The following is a 24,346-nucleotide window of genomic DNA, read 5'->3' as shown; positions in this document are numbered from 1 at the left end:
TGCCCGCGCGGCTCAGGCCGGCAGCGGGCGGGTTTCTGGCGTGGCGCTGGCGGCCGGCGTGCTCGGCAGGCGAGTCAGGCGCAGGGCGTTCAGCACCACGGTCAACGAACTGATCGACATGCCGACCGCGGCCCACACCGGCGTGATCCAGCCGAGGGCGGCGAACGGCAACATGAGGCCATTGTACAGGCCGGCCCACAGCAGGTTCTCGATGATAACCCGACGGGTACGCCGGGCGAGGCTGAAGGCCTGCACCAGCGCGTCGAGGCGGTTGGACAACAGCACCGCATCCGCACTGGTTTTCGCCAGATCGGTGGCCGAACCCATGGCGACGCTGATGTCGGCGGCGGCCAGTACCGGCACATCGTTGACCCCGTCACCGAGCATCAATACCTTGCGACCTTCCTTGTGCAGCTGCTGCAGGACCTGCAATTTGTCGTCCGGGCGCAAACCGCCGCGGGCCTCGTCGATGCCCAGTTCCGCGGCGACGCTGGCGACCATGGGCGAGGTGTCGCCCGACAGCAGCAGTGTCCGCCAGCCGCGCGCCTTGCAGGCGTCCAGTAACGCCGGCGCATCGGCGCGCAAACGGTCATCGAGGACGAACCACGCCAGTGGTCCCTGACCGTCGCCGAGCAGCAGCCACTGACCGGCCTCATCGGGCATCAGCGGTACGGCGGCGTTGCTGAGTGCACAGACAAAACCCGGTTGGCCGATGCGCAGGCGCTGCTCGCCGACCACGCCTTCCAGGCCCAGCCCCGGTGTGCTGTGGACTTCCTCGGCGGCCAGCGGCGCGCGGCCGAATGCCCGGGCGATCGGGTGCTCGGATCGGTTCTCGAGGGCGGCGGCCAGGCTCAGGCACTGATCGCTGTCGAGTGCACCGAGGGGGCGGATCGAACGCAGCGTCAGGCGCCCTTCGGTGAGTGTGCCGGTCTTGTCGAAAATCACCGTGTCGATCTGGTTCAGGCCTTCGAGCACATGGCCGCGCGTCAACAAAAGTCCAAGCTTGTGCAGCGTGCCGGTGGCGGCGGTGAGGGCGGTCGGCGTGGCGAGGGACAAGGCGCACGGGCAGGTCGCGACGAGCATCGCCAGGACAATCCAGAAGGCTCGCGAGGAATCCAGTTCCCACCAAAGCAGGCCAATGCAGGCAGATGCGATGAGCGTCAGCAGCAGGAACCATTGCGCGGCGCGGTCGGCGATCTCTGCCAGGCGAGGTTTCTCGGCCTGAGCGCGGTCCAGCAGGCGGACGATGGCGGACAGCCGGGTGTCCTGGCCAAGGGCGAGGACTTCTACGGTCAGAGCGCCTTCGACGTTCAGGGTGCCAGCGGTAACGGCATCGCCGAGGGTTCTCGGTTGCGGCAGGTATTCGCCGGTCAACAGCGACTCGTCGATGCTTGACTGGCCGTCGAGGATCTTGCCGTCGGCCGGGAGGATCGCCCCGGGATGCACCAGCACGTGGTCGCCGACATGCAGTTCGCTGAGCAGGATGCGCTCGCTCTGGCCGTCGGCACTTAGCCGCAGACATGAGGCGGGCAGCAGATTGACGAGTTGTGCCGTGGCGGCGGCGGTGCGCTCCCGGGCGCGCCGCTCCAGATAGCGCCCGGCGAGCAGGAACAGCGCAAACATGCCGACGGCATCGAAATACAGCTCGCCGACCCCGGTGATCGACGTCCAGATCCCGGCGACATAGGCGCTGCCAATCGCCAGCGACACCGAGACGTCCATGGTCAGGTGGCGGGTGCGTAAATCGCGCATCGCGCCTTTGAAGAACGGCGCACAGCTGTAGAACACGATCGGCGTGGTGAGGAACAGTGCGACCCAGCGCAGGATGGTGTGCAGCTCGGGGCTGAGGTCGATGTTGAATTCCGGCCAGGTGGCCATGGTCGCCATCATCGCCTGGAACCACAGCAGCCCGGCGACCCCGAGTTGGCGCAGGGCCAGACGGTTTTCGCTGGCCAGTTGTTCGCTGGCGCGGTCGGCCTGATAGGGGTGTGCGGCGTAGCCGATGTGCCGCAGTTCGCTGAGCACCTGGCTCAGGGGCAATTGCGCATCGGCCCAGCGCACGTGCAGGCGATGGTTGGACAGGTTCAGCCGCGCTTCCGCCACCGCCGGCAAGCCGCGCAGGTGCTTCTCGATCAGCCAGCCGCATGCCGCGCAGCTGATGCCTTCCATCAACAGGGTGGTTTCGGCGAGCTCGCCGTCGTGGCGCACGAACGGCTTTTGCACGTCGGCGCGGTCGTACAGCGCCAGCTCGTCCACCAACTGTACCGGCAACGCTTCGGGGTTGGCCGAGGCTTCGCTGCGATGCTGGTAATAGCTTTCCAGCCCACCCGCGACAATCGCTTCGGCCACGGCCTGGCAACCCGGGCAGCAGAATTCGCGGGTTTCTCCGAGGACGACAGCGGTGAAGCGGCTGCCGGCCGGGACGGGCAGGGCGCAGTGGTAGCAGGGGAGTGGCGTGGTCATGTGTGTTGCCATGAAAACCATTGTGGCGAGGGAGCTTGCTCCCGCTCGGCTGCGTAGCAGTCGCAAGTCGGCGCACTCGCTAAGACTGAAAGGACCGGTTTGCAGGTTTTGGGGGCGCTTCGCCCCCCAGCGGGAGCAAGCTCCCTCGCCACATTTGATCGCATTCGCACATTTATTTCTTCAGGTCTTCAGCGCCTTGCAGCGGTTCGTCGCCCAGCAGCAGTTCCTTGTCATGGCTGACCAGTTCTTCTTCGAACATACGCCAGATGTGGTCGTCCTGAGTGCCCAGCAGTTCCACGAAGCGGCGGCCATCGACCTTGTCGCTCAACTGGCCGATGTAGCGGCCCTGTCCGGTTTCACTGCGGGTGAGGGTGATCTTGCGATCCTTCTCCGGCTGGGTCGGCGAGATCAGGTTCAGCTCCAGGGTTTTCGGCTGGCTGTTGCCGCTCAGGCGCAGATCGACTTCGCCGGTCACGTCATCCAGGTGCACGCTGGCGCGCAGGAGCAGGGTCTGTGCCAGCAGCTCGCGGTCGAGGGAGCGGTTGATGCCTTTGCCGGCCTCGTAGTAGTTGTCGTTGACCAGGTTGTCCGGGTTGTTCACCGCGATCGTTACCATGGACAAGGTCAGCGTCACCGAACAGGCGAGGATGGCGATGATGATCCACGGCCAAAGGTGCTTGTACCAGGGACTTGCGGCGTTTGCTGCGGGCATGATCACTTCTCTCAACGAATTTGTGGGCCGATGAAACGGCTCTTGGCTTCAACGTGGATACTTTCGTCATCGGCGTCCTTGAGGATGAATTTCACCTCGTTGGTACTCGATGGCAGTTTTTCCGGGGCAATGGACAGTTCGACCGGCTGGCTGAAAATCTCGCCGGCGGCGACCTTGATCTCGCGTTTGCCTTGCAGCTTCAGGTCCGGCAGGCCGGCGGCTTCCAGCACGTAAGTGTGGTCGCGCTGATCCTTGTTCATGATTTTCAGGCTGTAGACGTTTTCGATCCGTCCTTCGGCGTTCTCGCGGTACAGCACGCGGTCTTTGCTGACGTCGAAACCCACCAGCGAACGCATGAAAAACGCGCCCGCCAGCAATCCCATCATGGCCAGCAACACCAGGGCATAGCCGATCAGGCGCGGGCGCAGTTTATGGGTTTTCTGTCCGGACAGGTTGTGCTCGGTGGTGTAGCTGATCAGGCCGCGCGGGTAATCCATCTTGTCCATGATGCTGTCGCAGGCATCGATGCACGCCGCACAGCCGATGCATTCGATTTGCAGGCCGTCACGGATGTCGATGCCGGTCGGGCAGACCTGGACGCACATGGTGCAATCGATGCAGTCACCCAGGCCCAGGGCCTTGTAGTCGACACCTTTCTTGCGCGGGCCACGGGCTTCACCGCGACGCGGATCGTAGGAGACGATCAGCGTGTCCTTGTCGAACATCACGCTCTGGAAGCGCGCATACGGGCACATGTAGATGCACACCTGCTCGCGCAACCAGCCGGCGTTACCGTAAGTGGCGAGGGTGAAGAAACCGACCCAGAAATATGACCAGCCATCGGCGGCGCCGGTGAAAAAGTCGATGGTCAGCTCGCGGATCGGCGAGAAATAACCGACGAAGGTCATGCCGGTTGCGAAGCCGATCAAAAGCCACATCGAGTGTTTGCTGAGTTTGCGCAGGAACTTGTTGGCGCTCATCGGCGCCTTGTCGAGCTTGATGCGCTGGTTGCGGTCGCCTTCGGTGACCTTTTCGCACCACATGAAAATCCACGTCCACACGCTCTGCGGGCAGGTATAGCCGCACCAGACGCGACCGGCGTACACGGTAATGAAAAACAGGCCGAAGGCGCTGACGATCAGAATGCCCGAGAGCAGGATGAAGTCCTGGGGCCAGAAAGTGGCGCCAAAAATAAAGAATTTGCGTTCTGGCAGGTTCCACCAGACGGCTTGATGGCCGCCCCAGTTCAACCACACCGTGCCGAAATACAACAGAAACAAAAAGGCTCCGCCCATCATCCGCAGGTTGCGGAACAGGCCGGTGAAGGCTCGGGTGTAGATCTTTTCTCGAGAGGCGTAGAGGTCGACGCTGTTGTTCGCGTTTTTGGCAGGCGGGGTAACGTCGTGTACCGGAATCTGATTGCTCATCGGTTGCATCCCACGGCAGTGGAAAAATGCCCCGGTCAGTGCATGCCGACCGCGGTCAAAAAGAGGTGTTGCAGTGGCGCAATGATACGCCTGTCGCTCTAGCTCAAGGGTGCGACCTTTGGTCGCGTTGGGGAAAATTTACGAATGGTGTAGCAAATGTAACAAAGCATGATGCAGGTCAATTGACTATAGACGAATCGTACTCTGCCTCGGTGAACACTACACACCCTGATGGATTGCAGCGCCGGCGCTGCAATCCATCAGCAAAACTCAGTCCTCTTCTAAAAGGAGATTGCCGCCCCCCAGCTTGTCCAGCCCGGTTCCGTGGGGTTTTGGTCGATCAGCGCTGTTCGCGGTGTCTGCCGACCTTGCACGGCGCTTCAGTACAGTTGTTTCGCTAACAACTTCAGTCGGTGGCGGATCTTCACTCGGTCCGGCAGGGTTAACATTGCAGGAGTTTTGGGTGGTTGTTTTAGTGTTCATGTAATGACTTCCTTGTGTTGAATTAACTATAGCGTTTGCTCGTGTTGGTGTTTAAGCCAATCATCAAGTTGTAGGAAATTTATACTCTATCGAAGGGTGTTTTCCATTAGGTAAAGAATTCAAGATATAAGCGTGTCGTGGGTGGTGAGTTCTGTTGTGGGAAATGCTTTGTGTTTGTTTTGGTAGTTGCTTTTGTTTTGTATTTGATCGAAATTTTATGTGCTTTATTTAAATTCAATAGTGTTTAAGTGGAAATGGAATTCTATGAACATAAAAAAGTGTGCAAGATTACTTGCGTGCATGTGGACCCTGTCGCTGGCATCGCTCGCGCATTCATTTGAAGGTGCGCCGCGTCATATGGTCTTCGCTTCTGATCCACAGTATCCGTGGACGGATAAAACGGACAGAGGTGAAACCGAATCAGCTACAGCGTTGGAGCAGCGCGCGAAATGGCTGGTGGAAACACAGTACGACAGTATTGCCGAGTTCAGGCGGCACGAGGGCGGGAGCACGGCGGTACCCGTGATGATCAATGGCGATATGACCGCCTTCGGTCATGCAGGTGAGCGTTCCTATGTCCAGCAGACGCTGGATACCAAACTTCAAGGGGCTTATGACTACGGTCTGGGTAATCATGATTATCAAAATAACGTGAATGATTGTTTTCTGAATAATTGCGCCGCTGGAAGCATTGAGGATCTGAAGAAGCGCTATTGGGGAAAGGCCGGAAGTATGGATCTGGCGGCACGGGCTTCATGGCCGAGCACTATTTATTACGGCAGCCTTGCGTACTCCAAGGATTATGGCGATGTGCACCTGGTGCAGTTACATAACGAGCCGACGTACTCGGTGAAATTCTCTTCAGGCACTTTTGTCCGCCCGACGGTTTTTGAAATTACCCCGGCACTCGATTGGCTTGAGCGCGACCTTCAGCAGGCACGCGCGCAGGGGAAGATCATTCTCCTGAACATGCATAAACCCAATGATTTCATGGGCGACTGGAGTCAAGAAAAACGGTTCAGGGAGATGATCGATAAATATGAAGTGACTGCAATGTTCGCCGGTCATCTTCATGGGAGTGGCGGCTCCATGTGGTACACGGGCAGTGTGCCGGGTTTCATCAGCGGCAGTGCATCCCAGCAGACTTATCTGATCGCCAGTTTTTCCGAGGATCGTAAAAACCTGCACGTCTATGCGGTCGACAACAACCAGTGGCAGAAACGTGAGCTGATAGCGACAGTGCCGGTGGCATCAACGTAGGCCAATCGCCCATAAAAAAGGCCCCGCCAGATCACTGGCGGGGCCTTTTTTTGCATCAGGCGTTTGCCTTACTGAGCATCTTCCGCCGGAGCTTTCTCACCGTGAGACAAGCTGTAGACGTAAGCGGCCAGCAGGTGAACCTTGTCATTGCCTTGCAGCTGTTCCTGCGCAGGCATCTGGCCCTGACGGCCGTAACGGATGGTCTGCTGCAGTTGAGCGAAGCTCGAACCGTAGATGAACGCCGCCGGGTGGGTCAGGTCAGGTGCGCCCATTGCTGGCGTACCTTTGCCGGCCGGACCGTGGCACGCCACGCAGTTGGCAGCGAACAGTTTCTGACCGGCAACCGGGTCGGCCTTGGTGCCTTCCGGCAGCTTGCGGCCATCGAGGTTGGTCAGGACGAACGCAGCAACGTCCGCCACGCCTTGCTCGCCGATCACTTCAGCCCACGCCGGCATGACCGCATGACGGCCACCCATGATGGTGGTCTTGATGGTTTCCGCTTCACCGCCCCAGCGCCAGTCGGCGTCGGTCAGGTTCGGGAAGCCGTAGGCGCCCTTGGCGTCGGAGCCGTGGCAGACCGAGCAGTTGGAGGCGAACAAACGGCCACCCATCTTCAGGGCTTGCGGGTCCTTGGCGACTTCCTCGATTGGCATGGAAGCGAATTTGGCGAAGATCGGACCGAACTTGGCGTCCGACTTGGCCATTTCCTTTTCCCACTCGTGAACGCCGGTCCAGCCGGTCTGGCCATTGGCGAACGCGGTCTGCTTCTCGTTATCGAGGTAGTTGTAACCTGGCAGCAGGCCTTTCCAGTTGCCCAGGCCCGGGTACAGCACCAGGTAGCCCAGGGCGAAAATGATGGTGCCCACGAACAGCATGAACCACCATTTCGGCAGCGGGTTGTCGTACTCCTCGATCCCGTCGAAGGAGTGGCCAACCGTTTCTTCTGTTTGCTCGGCGCGCTGGCCCTTGCGGGTGGACAGCAGCAGCCAGGTCAAGGCGAAGATGGTGCCGAGACTGAGGACTGTGACGTACAGACTCCAGAACGTAGTCATTCTTTGTTACTCCTAGAAGCTTGCTCGACGTGCTTGATGGCTTCGGGATCATCCGCGAAAGGCAGCAAGGTCGCGTCTTCAAACTCCGACTTGCGCTTGGGGCTGAACACCCACAACGCCAGACCGATGAAGGCCACCATCACGACAACGGTGCCCAGGCCACGAATCATCCCGATATCCATCTAAATCACCGTTTGCTTTTGATGATGGTGCCCAGGCCTTGCAGATAGGCCACCAGCGCGTCCATTTCGGTTTTGCCCTTCACAGCATCCTGAGCGCCGGCGATGTCTTCGTCGGTGTAAGGGACGCCGAGCGTGCGCAAGACTTCCATTTTCTTGGCGGTGTCTTTGCCGTCGAGCTTGTTTTCCACGAGGAACGGGTAGGCCGGCATTTTCGACTCAGGCACCACGTTGCGCGGGTTATACAAATGCGCACGCTGCCAGTCGTCGGAGTAACGACCGCCGACACGGGCCAGGTCCGGACCGGTACGTTTGGAACCCCACAGGAACGGGTGGTCCCAGACGCTTTCACCGGCGACAGAGTAATGGCCGTAACGTTCGGTTTCAGCACGGAACGGGCGGATCATCTGCGAGTGGCAGCCGACACAACCGTTGGCGATGTAGATGTCGCGGCCTTCCAGCTCAAGGGCGGTACGGGGCTTCATGCCTTCGACCGGCTTGTTGGTGACGTCCTGGAAAAACAGCGGAACGATCTGGGTCAGGCCGCCGATGCTGACGGCGATAACCATGAAGAAGGCCAGCAGGCCAATGTTCTTCTCGACTGCTTCATGCTTCATCAGTGAGCTCCAACTACAGCAATCTGAGCGGCGGCTTCGGCTTCAGCCGGGTTCGAGGCACGTACGGTACGCCATACGTTGTAGGCCATGAACAGCATGCCGCTGGCAAAGAACGCACCGCCCAGGGCGCGAACGATGAAACCGGGGTGGCTGGCTTGCAGCGCTTCAACGAACGAGTAGGTGAGGGTGCCGTCGTCGTTGATTGCACGCCACATCAGACCCTGGGTGATGCCGTTGACCCACATCGAAGCGATGTACAGGACGGTACCGATGGTCGCGAGCCAGAAGTGCGCGTTGATCAGGCCGACGCTGTGCATCTGCGCACGACCGAACAGTTTCGGGATCATGTGGTAGATCGCGCCGATCGAGATCATCGCTACCCAGCCCAAGGCACCGGCGTGTACGTGGCCGATGGTCCAGTCGGTGTAGTGCGAGAGCGAGTTGACGGTCTTGATGGCCATCATCGGGCCTTCGAAGGTCGACATCCCGTAGAACGCGAGGGACACGACCAGGAATCGCAGGATCGGGTCGGTGCGCAGCTTATGCCAGGCGCCCGACAGGGTCATCATGCCGTTGATCATGCCGCCCCAGCTCGGAGCCAGCAGGATGATCGACATCGCCATGCCCAGGGACTGCGCCCAGTCTGGCAGTGCGGTGTAGTGCAAGTGGTGCGGACCGGCCCAGATGTACAGGGTGATCAGCGCCCAGAAGTGCACGATCGACAGGCGATAGGAGTAGATCGGACGCTCGGCCTGCTTCGGAACGAAGTAGTACATCATCCCCAGGAAGCCGGTGGTCAGGAAGAAGCCCACCGCGTTGTGCCCGTACCACCACTGGATCATCGCATCCGTCGCACCGGCGTAGGCCGAGTAGGACTTGAAGAAGCTGACCGGCAGGGACGCGTGGTTGACGATGTGCAGCATCGCCGTCACGACGATGAAGGCACCGTAGAACCAGTTACCCACATAAATGTGCTTGGTCTTGCGCTTGGTGATGGTGCCGAAGAACACCAGACCGTAGGTGACCCAGACGATGGCCAGCAGAATAGCCAAAGGCCATTCCAGCTCAGCGTATTCCTTGGTGGTGGTGTAACCCAGCGGCAAGGTAACGATGGCGCCGACGATCACCGCTTGCCAACCCCAGAAGGTGAAGGCTGCGAGGCTGTCGGAAATCAGTCGCGTTTGGCAGGTTCGCTGCACGACGTAATAAGAAGTGGCAAACAGTGCACAACCACCGAAGGCGAAAATCACCAGGTTGGTGTGCAGCGGGCGTAAGCGTCCAAAAGTCGTCCACGGCAGACCGAAGTTCAATTCCGGCCATACAAGCTGTGAGGCGATGAAGACACCGAGCCCCATGCCAAGGATCCCCCAGACCACCGTCATGATGGCGAACTGGCGGACTACCTTATAGTTATAAGCAGTCGGACTGATTGCTGTGCTCATTCTAAGGTTCCACGGTTTGGGTGTTTTATTAGGAGTAAAAATCGGCCGCAAGTATGGAGAAAGCAGGGGGTCATTGCAACGCGCCATGACCTGGGTCAATGCTTTCAAAAGCTGATTCTGCGGCCTTTCCATGCGCCGCGTAAGGACAAAATCGCCCTCGGACAAAATGTCGCAGCGAACGAAAGTGGTGAGGGGGTCAGGTCAGTTGTAACGGGGTGTGTTCAAACACAACGATCGAGTGACCGACGGCAATTGGCACGACAGCCGGTATCTACCAGCCTTTGCGGCCTGTCATCGAGCAGATTCGTCGAACACATCGGGTTGGGTCGACCTGGAACCGGCTCATGCCAGTCCGCATCGGGGGAAGCTTAGACCCGATTCCGGTGAACCGAAAGGAGGACTAACGGAGGGTGCGACAATGGGTCGCAAAGGGGCAGGGAACTGCCGCATCCGGGGAGAATGCGGCAGTAGAGCTGTGAAGAATTATTCGCTTTTGCCTTCGGCCTGCAAACGCTCTGTATTCAGACCGTGGGACAGGCTGTACACATAAGCGGCCAGCAGTTGCACCTTATCGTTGCCGAGCAGTTCGTTCTGCGCCGGCATATGGCCCTGACGGCCATGGCGAATGGTTTGTTGCAGTTGCGCCAGGCTTGTCCCGTAGATGAACCCGGCCGGTTGCGTCAGATTCGGCGCGCCCATGGCTTCAGTGCCTTTGCCGTTTGCACCATGACAGGCTACGCACATCGTGCTGAACGCTTGCTGTCCGGCCTGCAGATCGGCGCCGCTGTCAGCCGGCAATGGCAGGGCGGCCAGGTCATGACGTACATAGGCGGCAACGTTTTTCACGCCGGCATCCCCAAGGATTTCACCCCAGGCCGGCATCGCGGCCATGCGCCCACCCATGATCGTGGTCTTGATCATCTCGGCGTTGCCGCCCCAGCGCCAATTGCTGTCGGTCAGGTTCGGGAAGCCAAAAGCGCCCTTGGCATCCGAGCCGTGGCACACCGAGCAGTTCGACGCAAACAGGCGGCCGCCCATTTTCAGCGCTTGCGGGTCCTTGGCCACTTCTTCCACCGGCATGGCGGCGAATTTGGCGAAGATCGGTCCGAACTTCGCATCGGCCTTGTTCATCTCCTTTTCCCATTCGTGGATGCCGGTCCAGCCGTCCTCGTAACCCGGCAGGACGCCTTTCCAGTTGCCCAGGCCCGGATACAAGACCAGATAACCTACGGCGAACACCAGCGTGCCGGCGAACAGCATGAACCACCACTGCGGCAGCGGGTTGTCGTACTCCTCGATGCCGTCGAAGCTGTGGCCCATGGTCTGGTCGACGCTGCCCTTGGTTTCGCCCTTGCGGGTGCCGATCAGCAGCCAGGTCAGGCCGATCAGGCTGCCGATGGTCAGTACGCAGATCCACGTACTCCAGAAAGTGGTCATGACCGGGTACTCCTTGTTTCAGGTTCTTGGGTGGCGTCGTCGGCCAGGGGTTCATCGGCGAACGGCAGCAAACGCGCTTCGGCGAATTCCGGGTTGCGCTTGCTGTTGAACACCCACAGCGTCAGGCCGACGAAGGCCACGAACACCACGACCGTGCCCAGGCCGCGGATCATTCCACTGCTCATTTCAAAGATCATGGGGCTCACCTCTTGCTCTTGATGGCAGTGCCGAGCACTTGCAGGTAGGCGACCAATGCGTCCATTTCGGTCTTGCCCTTGAGCGATTCGACGCTACCGGCGATGTCGTCGTCGGTGTACGGCACGCCAAGGGTGCGCATTGCCTTGATCTTGGTTTCGGTGTGGCTGCTGTCGAGCTGATTGGCCACCAGCCATGGATAGGCAGGCATCTTCGATTCCGGCACCACGTTGCGCGGGTTGTACAAATGCGCGCGGTGCCAGTCTTCGGAGTAGCGGCCGCCGACACGGGCCAGGTCCGGACCGGTACGCTTGGAGCCCCACAGGAACGGGTGATCCCAGACGCTTTCGCCGGCGACCGAGTAGTGACCGTAGCGTTCAGTCTCGGCGCGGAACGGCCGGATCATCTGCGAGTGACAGCCGACGCAGCCTTCGCGGATGTAAATGTCGCGACCTTCCAGTTGCAACGCGGTGTAGGGCTTCATGCCTTCCACCGGTTTATTGGTCACGTCCTGGAAGAACAGCGGGACGATCTGGGTCAGGCCGCCGATGCTCACGGCGAACACCATCAGCAACATCAGCAGGCCGACGTTTTTCTCGATTGTTTCGTGTTTCATGGCGGACTCCTCAGGCGATCTGCGCGGCAGCGGCGGCTTCGGCAGGCTGCGAGGCCCGCACGGTGCGCCAGGTGTTGTAAGCCATCAGGAACATGCCACTGAGGAAGATCGCGCCGCCCACCAGTCGCACGACGAAGCCTGGGTGGCTGGCCACCAGGGTTTCGACGAAGGAGTAGGTCAGCGTGCCGTCTTCGTTGACGGCGCGCCACATGAGGCCCTGGGCGATGCCGTTGACCCACATCGATGCGATGTACAGAACGGTGCCGATGGTCGCGAGCCAGAAGTGCGCGTTGATCAGGCCGATGCTGTGCATCTGCGCGCGACCGAAGATTTTCGGGATCATGTGGTACAGCGCGCCGATGGAAATCATCGCCACCCAGCCAAGCGCACCGGCGTGAACGTGGCCGATGGTCCAGTCGGTGTAGTGGGAGAGGGCGTTGACGGTCTTGATCGCCATCATCGGACCTTCGAAGGTCGACATGCCGTAGAACGCCAGCGATACCACCAGGAAGCGCAGGATCGGGTCGCTGCGCAACTTATGCCAGGCGCCCGAGAGCGTCATCATCCCGTTGATCATCCCGCCCCAGCTCGGCGCCAGCAGGATCAGCGACATCACCATGCCCAGCGACTGTGCCCAGTCCGGCAGCGCGGTGTAGTGCAAGTGGTGCGGACCGGCCCAGATGTACAGGGTGATCAGCGCCCAGAAGTGCACGATGGACAAGCGATAGGAATACACCGGACGCTCGGCCTGTTTCGGCACGAAGTAGTACATCATTCCGAGAAAACCGGCGGTGAGGAAAAAGCCTACGGCGTTGTGCCCGTACCACCACTGCACCATGGCATCGGTCGCGCCGGCGTACACCGAGTAGGACTTGGTGAAACTCACTGGCAACTCAAGGTTGTTGACGATGTGCAGGATGGCGACGGTGATGATGAACGCACCGAAGAACCAGTTGCCGACGTAGATGTGCTTGGTTTTGCGCTGGGCCAGTGTGCCGAAGAACACGATGGCGTAGGCGACCCAGACGATGGTGATCAGGATATCGATCGGCCATTCCAGCTCGGCGTATTCCTTGGAGCTGGTGTAACCCAGTGGCAGGCTGATGGCCGCCAGGAGAATCACAAGCTGCCAGCCCCAGAAGCAGAACGCAGCGATTTTCGGCGCAAACAGCTGTGTCTGGCAGGTGCGTTGCACCGAATAGAACGAACTGGCGAACAGGGCGCAACCGCCGAAGGCAAAGATCACCGCGTTGGTGTGCAGCGGGCGCAACCGGCCGAAACTGGTCCACGGCAAATTAAAGTTGAGTTCAGGCCAGACCAATTGAGCCGCGAGAAAAACCCCGAGCCCCATGCCGACGATGCCCCACACCACCGTCATAATGGCGAATTGGCGGACCACCTTGTAGTTGTAGGCGGTACTGATAGAAGTGTTCATGGTTCCCCATCCACGGTTCAGCCGAAGTGAAGGCCTGTCTTTGCGAGCAAGTCGCAAGGCAGACGCTTCCTTCGCCTGGAGTTATAGGCAGACTAAAAGCGAGGCAAGCATGGACAAAGAGCACAAGGCCAGTATTGACGGGGATCAATGGGCGCAGTGTGTAGCCGAACATGGCTGGCTGTGGAGCGCCGCCGCGGCGCCGTCATCGACGACGCTGATTCTCGCCCATGGCGCCGGTGCGCCCATGGACAGCGCCTGGATGAACGACATGGCTGCGCGCCTTGCTGCGCTTGGCGTCAACGTGCTGCGCTTTGAGTTTCCGTACATGGCGCAACGGCGTGTCGAGGGGGGTAAGCGCCCGCCGAACCCGGCGCCGAAACTGCTGGAATGCTGGCGAGAGGTATATGCGGTGGTGCGACTCCATGTCACTGGGCGTGTGGCGATTGGCGGCAAGTCCATGGGGGGGCGGATGGCGAGCCTGTTAGCCGATGAGCTTGAGGTGGATGCGTTGGTGTGCCTGGGGTATCCATTTTATGCGGTGGGTAAACCGGAGAAGCCTCGGGTCGAGCATTTGGCTGGGCTGAAGACGCCGGCGTTGTTTGTTCAGGGTGAGCGGGATGCATTGGGCAATCGCGAGGCGGTCGAGGCTTACACGTTGTCACCGAGTATCGAAGTGTTCTGGCTGGTGGCGGGGGATCATGATTTGAAACCGTTGAAGGCTTCGGGGTTTACCCATCAGCAGCATTTGGCGGCTGCGGCGGGCAAGGTTGCCGAATTCCTGCGGCGAGATGCATAACCCTGTGGGAGCGGGGTTGTCCGCGATGAGGCCCTGACAGGTGACATCACTTTCAGAGTGACGATAAAAAACCCGGGAGCTTTCGCCGTCCGGGTTTTTGTCTTTCCAGCATCAATCAGCGGTTAAACCGCTCCACCAGCGAATACTGAGTATTCGCCGTCTTCGTCAGCTCTTCACTCAACAACGCCGAGTGCTGCGCCTGTTCCGACGTCTGGTCAGCCAGTTGCGAGATGTTGCTGATGTTGCGGCTGATTTCTTCGGCCACCGAGCTTTGCTCTTCGGTCGCGGCTGCGATCTGGGTGGTCATGTCGGTAATGTGTGCCACCGCTTCGCTGATCCCGACCAGCGCCTGATCTGCTTCCAGTACCCGCGCCACACCTTCTTCCGCCTGGCGATGCCCGGCTTCCATGGTTTGCACCGCTGAGCTCGCGGTTTGCTGGAGCTTGGCGATCAGGGCGTGAATCTGCCCGGTGGATTCGCTGGTGCGTTGCGCCAGTTGACGAACTTCGTCAGCCACCACCGCAAACCCACGGCCCATCTCCCCGGCCCGGGCCGCTTCGATTGCCGCGTTCAACGCCAGCAGGTTGGTCTGGTCGGCGATGCCTTTGATCACGTCGACCACGCCGCCGATTTCATCGCTGTCCTTGGCCAGTTGGGTCACGGTCAGGCCGGTTTCGCCGACCACTTCCGACAGTCGCTGAATGGCTTCGCGGGTTTCCCCGGCGATGTCGCGGCCGCGACCGGTCAGGCGATTGGCTTCCTGAGTCGCGTCCGCTGTGCGTTGCACGTGGCTGGCGACTTCCTGCGTGGTGGCGGCCATCTGGTTGACGGCGGTGGCCACTTGTTCGGTTTCGACGCGCTGACGTTCCAGGCCGGTGGAGCTGCTGTGCGCCAGGGTGTCGGACTGTTTCGCCTGGTCGCTCAGGTGCTCGGCAGTGTCCTGCAGACGGGTCAGGCAGGTTTTCAGGCGGGCTTCCTGACTGAGGATCGACATCTCCAGACGCGCCTGGGCGCCACGGCTATCGGTGTACATCTGCGCGATCAGCGGGTCGGATGTAGTCTGTTCGGCCAGGCGCAGCAAGCGCTTGAGACCGCGCTGTTGCCAGCTCAAACCCAGCAGGCCCAACGGCACCGAAAGGCCCGCAGCCAGGGCGAAGCCCCACTGGGAGTTGAGTGTGGCGCCGATCATGAAGCTCAGCTGGCTGACCAGAATGAACGGCAGCCAGTCCTGAAGCACCGGCAGCCATTTATCGGTGGAAGGAATCGCTGACTTGCCCTGGTTGATGCGTTGGTAGAGCGCTTCGGCACGCTGGATCTGTTCGGCGGTGGGCTTGACCCGCACCGACTCGTAACCGACCACCTGATTGCCTTCGAAAACCGGTGTGACGTAGGCGTTGACCCAGTAGTGGTCGCCGGTCTTGCAGCGATTCTTGACAATGCCCATCCATGGCAAGCCTTGTTTCAGTGTGCCCCACATATGCGCGAACACCGCGGCCGGTACGTCGGGGTGACGAACCAGGTTATGCGGCGCACGGATCAGTTCCTCGCGGGAAAACCCACTGATTTCGACGAACGCGTCGTTGCAGTAGGTGATCACGCCCTTGGCATCGGTGGTGGAAATCAACCGTTGCTGAGCCGGAAAGGTCCGTTCGCGTTGTGTGATGGGCTGGTTGTTACGCATGGCTTTTTTCAATCCGCAAGGCTTTGAGAGGTTGTCGGCATGGTCAGGGGTTTATTGAATTTTTATTTCAATAATCAGCGGCGCGTCGCAAAACGACCGTTGCGTCAGCCGGCCAGCATCGGATAGGTGAACAGGCCGAAATGCAGCAGGTTCAAGCCGAAATGCGTGGCGATGGCTGCCGCCAATCCGCCGAAACGGTAGGCCAGACCATAGCCGACACCTGCCAGGGTCGCCAGTAACACCCATTGCCAGCCGGCAGCCAGATGCGCCAGACCAAACAACAGCGAGGCGAGCAGCAGTGCGAGGTTTTCGCCATAAGGCAGGTGTTTGAGGTGTCGGCTCAGACCGCCCTGGATGTAGCCGCGAAACAGCGCTTCCTCTACCAGCGTGACCAGCAGCAGATTGTTGAACAGCCACAACCAGGCCTGATCGGGCCATTTGGGGGCCCAACTGATCACGCCCAGCAACAGCGCGCCGCCGAGCGCCAGCAGGGCACTCAGTGTCAGTCCCATCGCGGTGGCAAAAATGCCAAGCCGAAGCGAACGCTGGCCGACAATCCACGGGCAGACCAGCAACAGCCAGAAACCAATCAGCGGTTTGTCCAGGTTCAGGTACATGGAAAAACGCACAGCATCGTCGGTGAAGCGTTGCGGATTGATACCGCGGCCGTTGTAGAAACCGGGAAGCCAATGCATGGCCAGTGCCAGCGCCATGAAAATGAATAGCGCGTGGCCGAGGTAGCGGCCTATGCGCACGTGTTGTTGGCGTGCGGCGAAACCGGCGGTCAGCAATAGCGCAACGGAGATTCCGGCGAGCCAGCCGAGGTGGCCATAAGTCAGGGCCAGGCCGTAGCCAAAGGAGAGCAGGGCCAGATGAATCCATGGCAGGGCGAGCATATAGAGTCCTTTAAGGCTGAAGAGCTTTTGTGGCGAGGGAGCTTGCTCCCGCTGGGCTGCGAAGCGGCCCCGAATTCGCTGCCCACATTGTTTCAAGCAGACCGCATCGGCTGGTTGTACGATTGCTTCGCCCGGGCGCGGATCAGTCGGCGGGAGCAAGCTCCCTCGCCACAGGGTCGTGCAATGTTTGAGGGGCGCAATTATAAGCAGGGACCAAACAAAAACACCGCCCGAAGGCGGTGTCTTTTGTCAGCAGGCGGTCAAGACGCAATCAACTGCCGCAACACGTAATGCAAAATCCCTCCCGCTTTGAAGTACTCCACTTCATTGAGCGTATCGATTCGGCACAGCACCTCGACTTTCTCGCGGCTGCCGTCCTCGCGGGTGATGATGAGCGTCAGGTTCATCCGCGGCGTCAACGCCACTCCCGTCAGACCAATGATATCCAGCGTTTCCTTGCCCGTGAGGTTCAGGCTCTTGCGGTTCTGATCCAGTTTGAACTGCAGCGGCAACACGCCCATGCCCACCAGGTTGGAACGGTGAATCCGCTCGAAGCTTTCGGCGATGACTGCTTTTACACCCAGCAGATTAGTGCCCTTGGCCGCCCAGTCCCGGCTCGAGCCGGTGCCGTATTCTTGCCCGGCGATGACCACCAGCGGGGTGCCCGAGGCCTGATAACGCATGGCCGCATCGTAGATCGCCATTCGTTCCCCGGTGGGAATGTAAATCGTGTTGCCGCCTTCCTCTCCTCCGAGCATTTCGTTGCGTATGCGGATGTTGGCGAAGGTGCCGCGCATCATCACTTCATGGTTGCCGCGGCGGGAACCGTAGGAGTTGAAGTCCCGCGGTTCCACGCCTTTCTCGCGCAGGTAGTTGCCCGCCGGGCTGTCGGACTTGATGTTGCCGGCCGGGGAGATGTGGTCGGTGGTCACCGAATCGCCAAGCAGCGCGAGGATTCGGGCACCTGCGACGTCCTTGACCACGGGCGGCGGGCCACCGATATCGTCGAAGAACGGCGGGTGCTGGATGTAAGTCGAATCATCCTGCCAGACATACGTCGCCGCCTGCGGCACTTCAATTGCCTGCCATTGCTCATCGCCGGCAAACACCTCGGCGTATTCCTTGTGGAACATCGCGGTGTTGACCTGATTCACCGCGTCGGCGATTTCCCGGGTGCTTGGCCAGATGTCCCGCAGGTAAACAGGGTTGCCGTCCTTGTCGTTACCCAGCGGTTCGCTGCTGATATCAATGCGCACCGTTCCGGCCAATGCATAAGCGACCACCAGCGGTGGAGAGGCCAGCCAGTTGGTTTTCACCAGCGGATGTACCCGGCCTTCGAAGTTGCGGTTGCCCGAGAGCACCGAGGCGACGGTCAGGTCGGCTTTCTGGATGGCTTTTTCGATCGGCTCCGGCAACGGGCCCGAGTTGCCGATGCAGGTGGTGCAGCCATATCCGACAAGGTCGAAACCGAGTTGATCCAGATACTGAGTCAAACCGGCGGCCTTGTAGTAGTCGGTGACCACTTTCGAGCCTGGGGCCAGCGAACTCTTGACCCACGGTTTACGCGTGAGGCCTTTCTCCACGGCTTTTTTCGCCACCAGCCCTGCTGCCATCATCACGCTGGGGTTGGAGGTGTTGGTGCACGAGGTGATCGCTGCGATGACCACCGCGCCGTTTTTCAAGCGATAGGTCTGGCCGTCGTACTCATAGTCCGTTTCACCGACCAAATCCGCGTTACCTACCGCGACGCCGCCACCGCCCTCACTTTCCAGGCGACCTTCTTCCTTGCTGGTGGGCTTGAACTGCAGACCGAGGAAATCACTGAACGCTTGCGCGACATTGGGCAGCGACACCCGGTCCTGTGGGCGTTTCGGCCCGGCGAGGCTGGCCTCGACGCTGCTCATGTCCAGCGCCAGGCTGTCGGTGAACACCGGCTCCTTGCCGGGCAGGCGCCACAGACCTTGTGCCTTGCTGTAAGCCTCGACCAGTTTCACGGTTTCCAGCGGCCGGCCGGACAGGCGCAGGTATTCCAGCGTCACGTCATCCACCGGGAAGAAACCGCAGGTGGCGCCATATTCCGGGGCCATGTTGGCGATGGTCGCTCGGTCGGCCAGCGGCAGGTCGGCAAGACCGTCGCCGTAGAACTCGACGAATTTGCCCACCACGCCTTTCTTGCGCAGCATCTGGGTGACGGTCAGCACCAGGTCGGTGGCGGTGATGCCTTCCTTTAACTTGCCGGTGAGTTTGAAACCGATCACCTCCGGAATCAGCATCGACACCGGTTGGCCGAGCATCGCGGCTTCCGCTTCGATCCCGCCGACGCCCCAGCCGAGGACGCCGAGGCCGTTGATCATGGTGGTGTGGGAGTCGGTGCCGACCAGCGTGTCGGGGAACGCATAGGTGCGACCGTCCTCATCCTTGGTCCAGACGGTGCGGCCGAGGTATTCGAGGTTGACCTGGTGGCAAATCCCCGTGCCGGGCGGCACCACGCTGAAGTTGTCGAAGGCGCTCTGGCCCCAGCGCAGAAAGGCATAACGCTCGCCGTTGCGCTGCATTTCGATGTCGACGTTCTGTCCGAAGGCGCTCGCGCTGCCGAACTTGTCGACCATCACCGAGTGATCGATCACCAGATCCACCGGCGACAGCGGATTGATGCGCTGCGGGTCACCGCCGGCCTTGGCCATGGCGGCGCGCATGGCGGCCAAGTCGACCACGGCGGGCACGCCGGTAAAGTCTTGCATCAATACCCGGGCAGGGCGGTACTGGATTTCGCGATCGGAGCGACGTTCCTTGAGCCAGGCGGCAATCGCCCGGAGGTCGGCGCCGGTGACGGTTTTTTCGTCTTCCCAGCGCAGCAGGTTTTCCAGCAACACTTTCAACGACATTGGCAGTTTGTCGAGATCACCGAGGCTCTTGGCTGCATCGGGCAGACTGAAGTAATGGTAGATCTTGTCGTCGACTTGCAGGGTTTTAAGGGTTTTCAGGCTATCGAGGGACGGCATTGAAATGACTCCTTTGGGTCCGCACGGCTACGGACTGACGGGACGAACAGAGCTTTAACCTAGCCCTGTTTAGGCGTTAAGGCTAATAACTGGACTCTATGGACAAGTCCGAGGTTCCGAACTCGGCTATCATGCGCCGGTTTTCGTGACAGGCTTTGCTTCAACGCAAGCCTGGGCATCGTGCAGTGGCTGAATTCTTCGCCAACTGCCCAGGAGTAAGAATGAACACCCTCTTTATGCATTGCCGGCCGGGCTTCGAAGGCGAAGTCTGTTCCGAGATTTCCGAACACGCTGCGCGGCTGAACGTCGCCGGTTATGCCAAGGCCAAGACCGCCAGCGCCTGCGCCGAATTCATTTGCACCGAAGAAGACGGCGCCGAGCGCCTGATGCGCGGTCAGCGTTTTGCCGATCTGATTTTTCCGCGCCAGTGGGCACGCGGGATTTTCATCGACCTGCCCGAAACCGACCGTATCAGCGTGATCCTCGCGCACATGGCAGACTTCCCGCTGTGCGGCAGCCTGTGGCTGGAAATGGTCGATACCAACGATGGCAAGGAACTGTCGAACTTCTGCAAGAAGTTCGAAGTGCACCTGCGCAAGGCGCTGATGGCGGCCGGCAAACTGGTGGAAGATGCGAACAAGCCGCGCCTGCTGCTGACGTTCAAAAGCGGTCGCGAAGTGTTCATGGGGCTGGCCGAGTCGAACAACTCGGCAATGTGGCCGATGGGCATTCCGCGCCTGAAGTTTCCCCGCGAGGCACCGAGCCGCTCGACCTTGAAGCTGGAAGAGGCGTGGCACCACTTTATCCCGCGCGACCAGTGGGACGAGCGCCTGCACAGCGACATGACCGGCGTCGACCTCGGCGCAGCGCCGGGCGGCTGGACCTGGCAACTGGTCAACCGCGGCATGCTGGTGACCGCCATCGACAACGGCCCAATGGCGCAAAGCCTGATGGACACCGGTCTGGTGCAACATTTGATGGCCGACGGCTTCACCTACAAGCCCCGCCAGCCGGTGGACTGGATGGTCTGCGACATCGTCGAGAAACCGGCGCGCAACGCCGCAATGCTGGAGGAGTGGATCGGCGAGGGCCATTGCCGCGAAGCGGTGGTCAACCTCAAGTTACCGATGAAACAGCGTTACGCTGAAGTGAAACGCTTGCTGGAGCGCATCGCCGACGGGTTCAAGGAGCGCGGAATCCGGGTCGAAATTGGCTGCAAGCAGCTGTATCACGACCGGGAAGAAGTGACATGTCATTTGCGTCGGCTTGACGTGAAGAAACCCAAGTCCCGTTAAAAGGCTGTACGCGGTCCCTAAACAGGTATGGCGTCATGCCACAGATGACCGAATACCCGGCAATGCGCGACAATGCCAGCCAGTTACAGGAGTGAATCATGAGTGAAATGCTTGATACGCCGGTAGACGGCACCCTCGACGCCACCGGCCTCAACTGCCCCGAGCCGGTGATGATGCTGCACCAGCACATCCGTGACCTCGCGCCCGGCGGCCTGCTCAAGGTGGTTGCCACTGATCCGTCGACCCGTCGTGACATTCCCAAGTTCTGCGTGTTCCTTGACCACGAACTGGTCGCGCAACACGAAGAGGCTGGCACCTACCTGTACTGGATCCGCAAGAAGTCCGATTGACCCACAAAAAACTACGGTGGGAGCCAGCCTGCTGGCGATGGCTGATTCAAACTCAACATCATTGTTGACTGAATCACCGCAATCGCCAGCAGGCTGGCTCCCACAGGGTCAACTCAGCCCGTAGCGGATCCGCTTGCGTGCACTGCGCGTCAGGCGGATCGACAGCATCAGCGCGGCGCAGCTCAGGCCGACGATCAAACCTTGCCACAGCCCGCTCGGGCCACTCGGTGTGCCGAACCAGTCGGTCAGCCCCAGCGCGTAACCCACCGGCAAACCAATGCCCCAGTACGCGAAGAGCGTCAGGATCATCGTCACCCGTGTGTCCTGATAGCCACGCAACGCACCGGCCGCCGTGACCTGGATCGCATCGGAAAACTGGAACAGCGCCGAGTAAACGATCAGCATCGCCGCCACGCGAATCACCGTTGGGTCAGCCGTGTAGATGGCCGCGATGTGCTCGCGCAGCAACAGCATTATGCTCGCCGAAATACACGCGTAAGCCAGCGCCGTGCCCATGCCGACACCTGCGGCGAAACGGGCTTCGCGCGGTTCCTGACGACCGAGCGCCTGACCCACTCGTACGGTCACGGCCATGCCGATCGAGTAGGGAATCATGAACACCAGCGAACTGAAGTTCAGCGCGATCTGATGCCCGGCGACTACGGTGGCGCCCAGGCTGCCGATCAGCAGGGCTATCACCGCGAAGATGCTCGATTCGGCGAACACCGCGATGCCGATCGGCAGGCCGATGCCCAGTAGTCGTTTGATCACTGACCACTGCGGCCAGTCGAAACGGCTGAACAACTGGCTCGATTGATACGCCGGCGCCCAACGCTCCCATCCGGCCATGCCCAGCGCCATCACCCACATCACAATCGCCGTAGCCCAGCCGCAACCGACGCCGCCCATGGCCGGCACACCGAAGTGGCCATAAATGAAGATGTAGTTCAGCGGAATGTTCAGCGCGAGCCCGCACAAACCCAGGACCATCGCCGGGCGCGTACGTCCCAGGCCGTCACTGAAACAGCGCAGCACATGGTAGAACGCGACGGCGGGCAAACCGCTGGCGATGCCGTGCAGGTATTGCATGCACGGGCCGATCAGTTCGGGATCGACCTTCATCAGGTGCAAGATCGGTTCGGCGCTGAACAGCATGCCGGTCGCCATCAAGCCCACCACCAACGCCAGCCACAACGCCTGCCGCACGATCGGGCCGATCTCGCTGTGCGTGCCGGCGCCAAAGCGCTGGGCGACTTTAGGTGTGGTGGCCAGCAGTGTGCCGGTCATCAGCAGAAACACCGGGACCCAGATTGAGTTGCCCAGCGCCACCGCCGCCAGATCCCGCGGTCCGACGCGACCGGCCATCACCGCATCAACGAAGCCCATCGCGGTGGTGGCCAGCTGCGCGATCATGATCGGCAACGCCAGGCTCAGCAGATTCTTCAGCTCGAGGCGAACCCGGGCCGGGCGGTTTATGGAAATGGCGGCGGGGCGGTCAGTTACGGAATTCAAGGGCGAAACGTCCAGAGATATTGAGGCGCGAGCCGGCGCATTCTACGCCTTGACGCAATGGTCAGGAAAAGTCCTGTGTTAGCCATTTGTAATCATTTTTCGAACATGGCACGCCCCCTGTGGCGAGGGAGCTTGCTCCCGCTGGGCAGCGAAGCGGCCCCAAGTCAAACACCTCGGTTTCAACAGACTCACCACATAGGACTGCTTCGCAGTCCAGCGGGAGCAAGCTCCCTCGCCACAGGGGATTAATGCCTGCTGGCCCATCACGTCCTTCTCCGCCTACACTGCCGATCCGCCAAAGGAGCCTGCCATGCTGATTGTTGCCGACGAAAATATTCCGCTGCTCGATGCCTTCTTCGAAGGTTTCGGTGAAATCCGCCGGGTGCCGGGACGTTCAATCGACCGCACTACCGTCGAACAGGCCGATGTGTTGCTGGTGCGCTCGGTGACCAACGTCAATCGCGCGTTGCTCGAAGGCAGCAAGGTGCGCTTTGTCGGCACGTGCACCATCGGCACTGATCACCTCGACCTCGATTACTTCCAGCAGGCCGGCATCACCTGGTCCAGCGCCCCCGGCTGCAATGCCCGTGGCGTGGTCGATTATGTGCTGGGCAGTTTGCTCACCCTCGCCGAAATTGAAGGCGCCGACCTCACCCGGCGCACTTACGGCGTGGTGGGGGCCGGGGAAGTGGGCGGTCGACTGGTCAAGGTTCTGCAAGGGCTGGGCTGGAACGTGCTGGTCTGCGATCCGCCACGGCAAGCGGCTGAAGGGGGTGATTTTGTCAGTCTTGAGCAAATCATCGAGCAGTGCGATGTCATCAGTCTGCACACACCGTTGAAAAAACACGGTGCCGGATCGACCTGGCATCTGTTCGACAAAAACCGTTTGAACCAGCTCAACCCCGGCACCTGGCTGATCAATGCCAGCCGCGGCCCGGTGGTGGACAACTCAGCCCTGTGCGACGTTCTGCTGCACCGCGAAGACCTGCAAGCGGTGCTGGATGTCTGGGAGGGCGAGCCTGAGGTCGATGTGGCGCTGGCCGACCTCTGCGTGCTGGCCACGCCGCACATTGCCGGTTACAGCCTCGACGGCAAACAACGCGGGACAGCGCAGATCTATCAGGCGTACTGCGCATTTCTCGGGCAGCCGGCGCGGGTCAGCTTGAGCGATTTGCTGCCGGCTCCGTGGTTGTCTCAGGTGACCTTGAACGCTGAGAGTGATCCTGCCTGGGCGCTGGCGATGTTGTGCCGTGGCGTGTACGACCCGCGCCGCGACGACGCGGATTTCCGACGCAGTCTTGTAGGCAGTGTGAGCGAGCAGCGTGCGGCGTTTGACGGACTGCGCAAGAACTATCCATCACGGCGGGAAATTGATGGGCTGCAGGTGCGGATCGAGGGGGATTCGCCGCAGTTGCGCAAGATTGTGGCGGCGTTGGGGGCTGTGGCTGTCTGAAGACCGCGTTGGCTCAATCGCGGGTTTGCCCGCGATTGGGTGC

General features: G+C 60.5%; 21 protein-coding genes. 5 read left to right on the top strand and 16 right to left on the bottom strand.

The genetic code is table 11. The annotated features are described in order from the left end of the window. Positions 1–12: 12 nt before the first annotated feature. The 4 genes from ACM6I5_RS22080 to ACM6I5_RS22065 all read right to left on the bottom strand — a co-directional run bounded on the left by ACM6I5_RS22080 (position 13) and on the right by ACM6I5_RS22065 (position 5,085). Positions 13–2,463, bottom strand: coding sequence for a heavy metal translocating P-type ATPase (locus ACM6I5_RS22080; protein ID WP_414884708.1), 2,451 nt, complete (start codon positions 2,461–2,463; stop codon positions 13–15). A gap of 172 nt (positions 2,464–2,635) precedes the next feature. Beyond that, positions 2,636–3,175 (bottom strand): FixH family protein, encoded by a 540-nt coding sequence (locus tag ACM6I5_RS22075; RefSeq protein ID WP_017337531.1) that lies wholly within the window; start codon positions 3,173–3,175, stop codon positions 2,636–2,638. A gap of 11 nt (positions 3,176–3,186) precedes the next feature. Continuing rightward, the gene (gene ccoG, locus ACM6I5_RS22070; protein ID WP_017337532.1) at positions 3,187–4,602 is read right to left on the bottom strand and encodes a cytochrome c oxidase accessory protein CcoG; all 1,416 of its coding nucleotides are present in this window, start codon (positions 4,600–4,602) and stop codon (positions 3,187–3,189) included. Positions 4,603–4,872: 270 nt separating this feature from the next. Further along, a complete protein-coding gene (locus ACM6I5_RS22065; RefSeq protein WP_414884707.1) occupies positions 4,873–5,085 on the bottom strand; it encodes a hypothetical protein in 213 nt (70 codons plus the stop codon). A 264-nt stretch (positions 5,086–5,349) separates the two neighbouring features. Here ACM6I5_RS22065 and ACM6I5_RS22060 point away from each other — a divergent pair, with 264 nt between their 5' ends. Continuing rightward, positions 5,350–6,345: a metallophosphoesterase family protein gene (locus ACM6I5_RS22060; protein ID WP_414878643.1), complete on the top strand. Its 996-nt coding sequence runs from the start codon at positions 5,350–5,352 to the stop codon at positions 6,343–6,345. A gap of 68 nt (positions 6,346–6,413) precedes the next feature. On the opposite strand, the gene ccoP (ACM6I5_RS22055) is transcribed toward ACM6I5_RS22060, so the two are convergent. The 8 genes from ccoP (ACM6I5_RS22055) to ccoN (ACM6I5_RS22020) all read right to left on the bottom strand — a co-directional run bounded on the left by ccoP (ACM6I5_RS22055) (position 6,414) and on the right by ccoN (ACM6I5_RS22020) (position 13,318). Beyond that, positions 6,414–7,397, bottom strand: coding sequence for a cytochrome-c oxidase, cbb3-type subunit III (gene ccoP / locus ACM6I5_RS22055; protein ID WP_017337534.1), 984 nt, complete (start codon positions 7,395–7,397; stop codon positions 6,414–6,416). Then, on the bottom strand, positions 7,394–7,579 hold the full coding sequence (locus ACM6I5_RS22050; protein ID WP_003175465.1) for a CcoQ/FixQ family Cbb3-type cytochrome c oxidase assembly chaperone: 186 nt from the start codon (positions 7,577–7,579) through the stop codon (positions 7,394–7,396). Before ACM6I5_RS22050 ends, ccoP (ACM6I5_RS22055) begins: the two co-directional genes overlap by 4 nt. Positions 7,580–7,584: 5 nt before the next feature. Beyond that, positions 7,585–8,193 (bottom strand): cytochrome-c oxidase, cbb3-type subunit II, encoded by a 609-nt coding sequence (gene ccoO, locus ACM6I5_RS22045; RefSeq protein WP_017337535.1) that lies wholly within the window; start codon positions 8,191–8,193, stop codon positions 7,585–7,587. After that, complete coding sequence (gene ccoN / locus ACM6I5_RS22040; protein WP_017337536.1) at positions 8,193–9,635, bottom strand: cytochrome-c oxidase, cbb3-type subunit I; 1,443 nt, start codon at positions 9,633–9,635, stop codon at positions 8,193–8,195. Before ccoN (ACM6I5_RS22040) ends, ccoO (ACM6I5_RS22045) begins: the two co-directional genes overlap by 1 nt. Positions 9,636–10,118: 483 nt before the next feature. Then, positions 10,119–11,072: a cytochrome-c oxidase, cbb3-type subunit III gene (ccoP, locus tag ACM6I5_RS22035; protein ID WP_414884706.1), complete on the bottom strand. Its 954-nt coding sequence runs from the start codon at positions 11,070–11,072 to the stop codon at positions 10,119–10,121. Then, complete coding sequence (locus tag ACM6I5_RS22030; RefSeq protein ID WP_017337538.1) at positions 11,069–11,269, bottom strand: cbb3-type cytochrome oxidase subunit 3; 201 nt, start codon at positions 11,267–11,269, stop codon at positions 11,069–11,071. The genes ccoP (ACM6I5_RS22035) and ACM6I5_RS22030 overlap by 4 nt, the downstream gene beginning before the upstream one ends. A gap of 5 nt (positions 11,270–11,274) precedes the next feature. Beyond that, on the bottom strand, positions 11,275–11,883 hold the full coding sequence (gene ccoO, locus ACM6I5_RS22025) for a cytochrome-c oxidase, cbb3-type subunit II (RefSeq protein WP_017337539.1): 609 nt from the start codon (positions 11,881–11,883) through the stop codon (positions 11,275–11,277). A 10-nt stretch (positions 11,884–11,893) separates the two neighbouring features. Beyond that, positions 11,894–13,318 carry a cytochrome-c oxidase, cbb3-type subunit I gene (gene ccoN, locus ACM6I5_RS22020; protein ID WP_017337540.1) on the bottom strand — a complete coding sequence of 475 codons (1,425 nt, stop codon included), beginning with the start codon at positions 13,316–13,318 and terminating at the stop codon, positions 11,894–11,896. A 109-nt stretch (positions 13,319–13,427) separates the two neighbouring features. On the opposite strand from ccoN (ACM6I5_RS22020), the gene ACM6I5_RS22015 reads away from it, so the two are divergent. Further along, positions 13,428–14,114 (top strand): alpha/beta family hydrolase, encoded by a 687-nt coding sequence (locus tag ACM6I5_RS22015; RefSeq protein ID WP_414884705.1) that lies wholly within the window; start codon positions 13,428–13,430, stop codon positions 14,112–14,114. A 115-nt stretch (positions 14,115–14,229) separates the two neighbouring features. On the opposite strand, the gene ACM6I5_RS22010 is transcribed toward ACM6I5_RS22015, so the two are convergent. From ACM6I5_RS22010 to acnA, 3 genes are all read right to left on the bottom strand, one after another. Then, positions 14,230–15,795, bottom strand: coding sequence for a methyl-accepting chemotaxis protein (locus tag ACM6I5_RS22010; RefSeq protein ID WP_414884704.1), 1,566 nt, complete (start codon positions 15,793–15,795; stop codon positions 14,230–14,232). Between the two features lie 104 nt (positions 15,796–15,899). Beyond that, positions 15,900–16,691 (bottom strand): CPBP family intramembrane glutamic endopeptidase, encoded by a 792-nt coding sequence (locus tag ACM6I5_RS22005; protein ID WP_017337543.1) that lies wholly within the window; start codon positions 16,689–16,691, stop codon positions 15,900–15,902. A 260-nt stretch (positions 16,692–16,951) separates the two neighbouring features. Next, positions 16,952–19,693 (bottom strand): aconitate hydratase AcnA, encoded by a 2,742-nt coding sequence (gene acnA / locus ACM6I5_RS22000; RefSeq protein ID WP_414884703.1) that lies wholly within the window; start codon positions 19,691–19,693, stop codon positions 16,952–16,954. A gap of 221 nt (positions 19,694–19,914) precedes the next feature. Here acnA and rlmM point away from each other — a divergent pair, with 221 nt between their 5' ends. Together rlmM and tusA are read left to right on the top strand one after the other, a co-directional pair. Continuing rightward, positions 19,915–20,988 (top strand): 23S rRNA (cytidine(2498)-2'-O)-methyltransferase RlmM, encoded by a 1,074-nt coding sequence (gene rlmM / locus ACM6I5_RS21995; protein ID WP_017337545.1) that lies wholly within the window; start codon positions 19,915–19,917, stop codon positions 20,986–20,988. Positions 20,989–21,086: 98 nt separating this feature from the next. Continuing rightward, positions 21,087–21,338 carry a sulfurtransferase TusA gene (tusA, locus tag ACM6I5_RS21990; RefSeq protein ID WP_017337546.1) on the top strand — a complete coding sequence of 84 codons (252 nt, stop codon included), beginning with the start codon at positions 21,087–21,089 and terminating at the stop codon, positions 21,336–21,338. Positions 21,339–21,446: 108 nt separating this feature from the next. Here tusA and ACM6I5_RS21985 read toward each other — a convergent pair whose 3' ends face one another. Further along, positions 21,447–22,850: an MATE family efflux transporter gene (locus ACM6I5_RS21985; RefSeq protein ID WP_414878648.1), complete on the bottom strand. Its 1,404-nt coding sequence runs from the start codon at positions 22,848–22,850 to the stop codon at positions 21,447–21,449. A 310-nt stretch (positions 22,851–23,160) separates the two neighbouring features. Between ACM6I5_RS21985 and pdxB the strand changes: the two genes are divergently transcribed. Further along, a complete protein-coding gene (gene pdxB, locus ACM6I5_RS21980) occupies positions 23,161–24,303 on the top strand; it encodes a 4-phosphoerythronate dehydrogenase PdxB (RefSeq protein WP_414884702.1) in 1,143 nt (380 codons plus the stop codon). Positions 24,304–24,346: the final 43 nt, after the last annotated feature.

The sequence above is a fragment of the Pseudomonas sp. IT-P171 genome, assembly GCF_949767765.1.
GTDB lineage: Bacteria > Pseudomonadota > Gammaproteobacteria > Pseudomonadales > Pseudomonadaceae > Aquipseudomonas > Aquipseudomonas fluorescens_B.
This window is presented reverse-complemented; position numbering and strand designations above follow the sequence as displayed.

Bases quoted from the DNA above. Each gene is read 5' to 3' on its own strand.
- ccoO (WP_017337539.1), bottom strand. From the start codon at position 11,883: ATGAAACACGAAACAATCGAGAAAAACGTCGGCCTGCTGATGTTGCTG.
- ACM6I5_RS22050 (WP_003175465.1), bottom strand. From the start codon at position 7,579: ATGGATATCGGGATGATTCGTGGCCTGGGCACCGTTGTCGTGATGGTG.
- tusA (WP_017337546.1), top strand. From the start codon at position 21,087: ATGAGTGAAATGCTTGATACGCCGGTAGACGGCACCCTCGACGCCACC.
- ccoP (WP_017337534.1), bottom strand. From the start codon at position 7,397: ATGACTACGTTCTGGAGTCTGTACGTCACAGTCCTCAGTCTCGGCACC.
- ACM6I5_RS22005 (WP_017337543.1), bottom strand. From the start codon at position 16,691: ATGCTCGCCCTGCCATGGATTCATCTGGCCCTGCTCTCCTTTGGCTAC.
- ACM6I5_RS22015 (WP_414884705.1), top strand. From the start codon at position 13,428: ATGGACAAAGAGCACAAGGCCAGTATTGACGGGGATCAATGGGCGCAG.
- ACM6I5_RS22080 (WP_414884708.1), bottom strand. From the start codon at position 2,463: ATGACCACGCCACTCCCCTGCTACCACTGCGCCCTGCCCGTCCCGGCC.
- pdxB (WP_414884702.1), top strand. From the start codon at position 23,161: ATGCTGATTGTTGCCGACGAAAATATTCCGCTGCTCGATGCCTTCTTC.
- acnA (WP_414884703.1), bottom strand. From the start codon at position 19,693: ATGCCGTCCCTCGATAGCCTGAAAACCCTTAAAACCCTGCAAGTCGAC.
- ccoG (WP_017337532.1), bottom strand. From the start codon at position 4,602: ATGAGCAATCAGATTCCGGTACACGACGTTACCCCGCCTGCCAAAAAC.
- ccoN (WP_017337536.1), bottom strand. From the start codon at position 9,635: ATGAGCACAGCAATCAGTCCGACTGCTTATAACTATAAGGTAGTCCGC.
- ccoP (WP_414884706.1), bottom strand. From the start codon at position 11,072: ATGACCACTTTCTGGAGTACGTGGATCTGCGTACTGACCATCGGCAGC.
- ccoN (WP_017337540.1), bottom strand. From the start codon at position 13,318: ATGAACACTTCTATCAGTACCGCCTACAACTACAAGGTGGTCCGCCAA.
- rlmM (WP_017337545.1), top strand. From the start codon at position 19,915: ATGAACACCCTCTTTATGCATTGCCGGCCGGGCTTCGAAGGCGAAGTC.
- ACM6I5_RS22065 (WP_414884707.1), bottom strand. From the start codon at position 5,085: ATGAACACTAAAACAACCACCCAAAACTCCTGCAATGTTAACCCTGCC.
- ACM6I5_RS22075 (WP_017337531.1), bottom strand. From the start codon at position 3,175: ATGCCCGCAGCAAACGCCGCAAGTCCCTGGTACAAGCACCTTTGGCCG.
- ACM6I5_RS22060 (WP_414878643.1), top strand. From the start codon at position 5,350: ATGAACATAAAAAAGTGTGCAAGATTACTTGCGTGCATGTGGACCCTG.
- ACM6I5_RS22030 (WP_017337538.1), bottom strand. From the start codon at position 11,269: ATGATCTTTGAAATGAGCAGTGGAATGATCCGCGGCCTGGGCACGGTC.
- ccoO (WP_017337535.1), bottom strand. From the start codon at position 8,193: ATGAAGCATGAAGCAGTCGAGAAGAACATTGGCCTGCTGGCCTTCTTC.
- ACM6I5_RS22010 (WP_414884704.1), bottom strand. From the start codon at position 15,795: ATGCGTAACAACCAGCCCATCACACAACGCGAACGGACCTTTCCGGCT.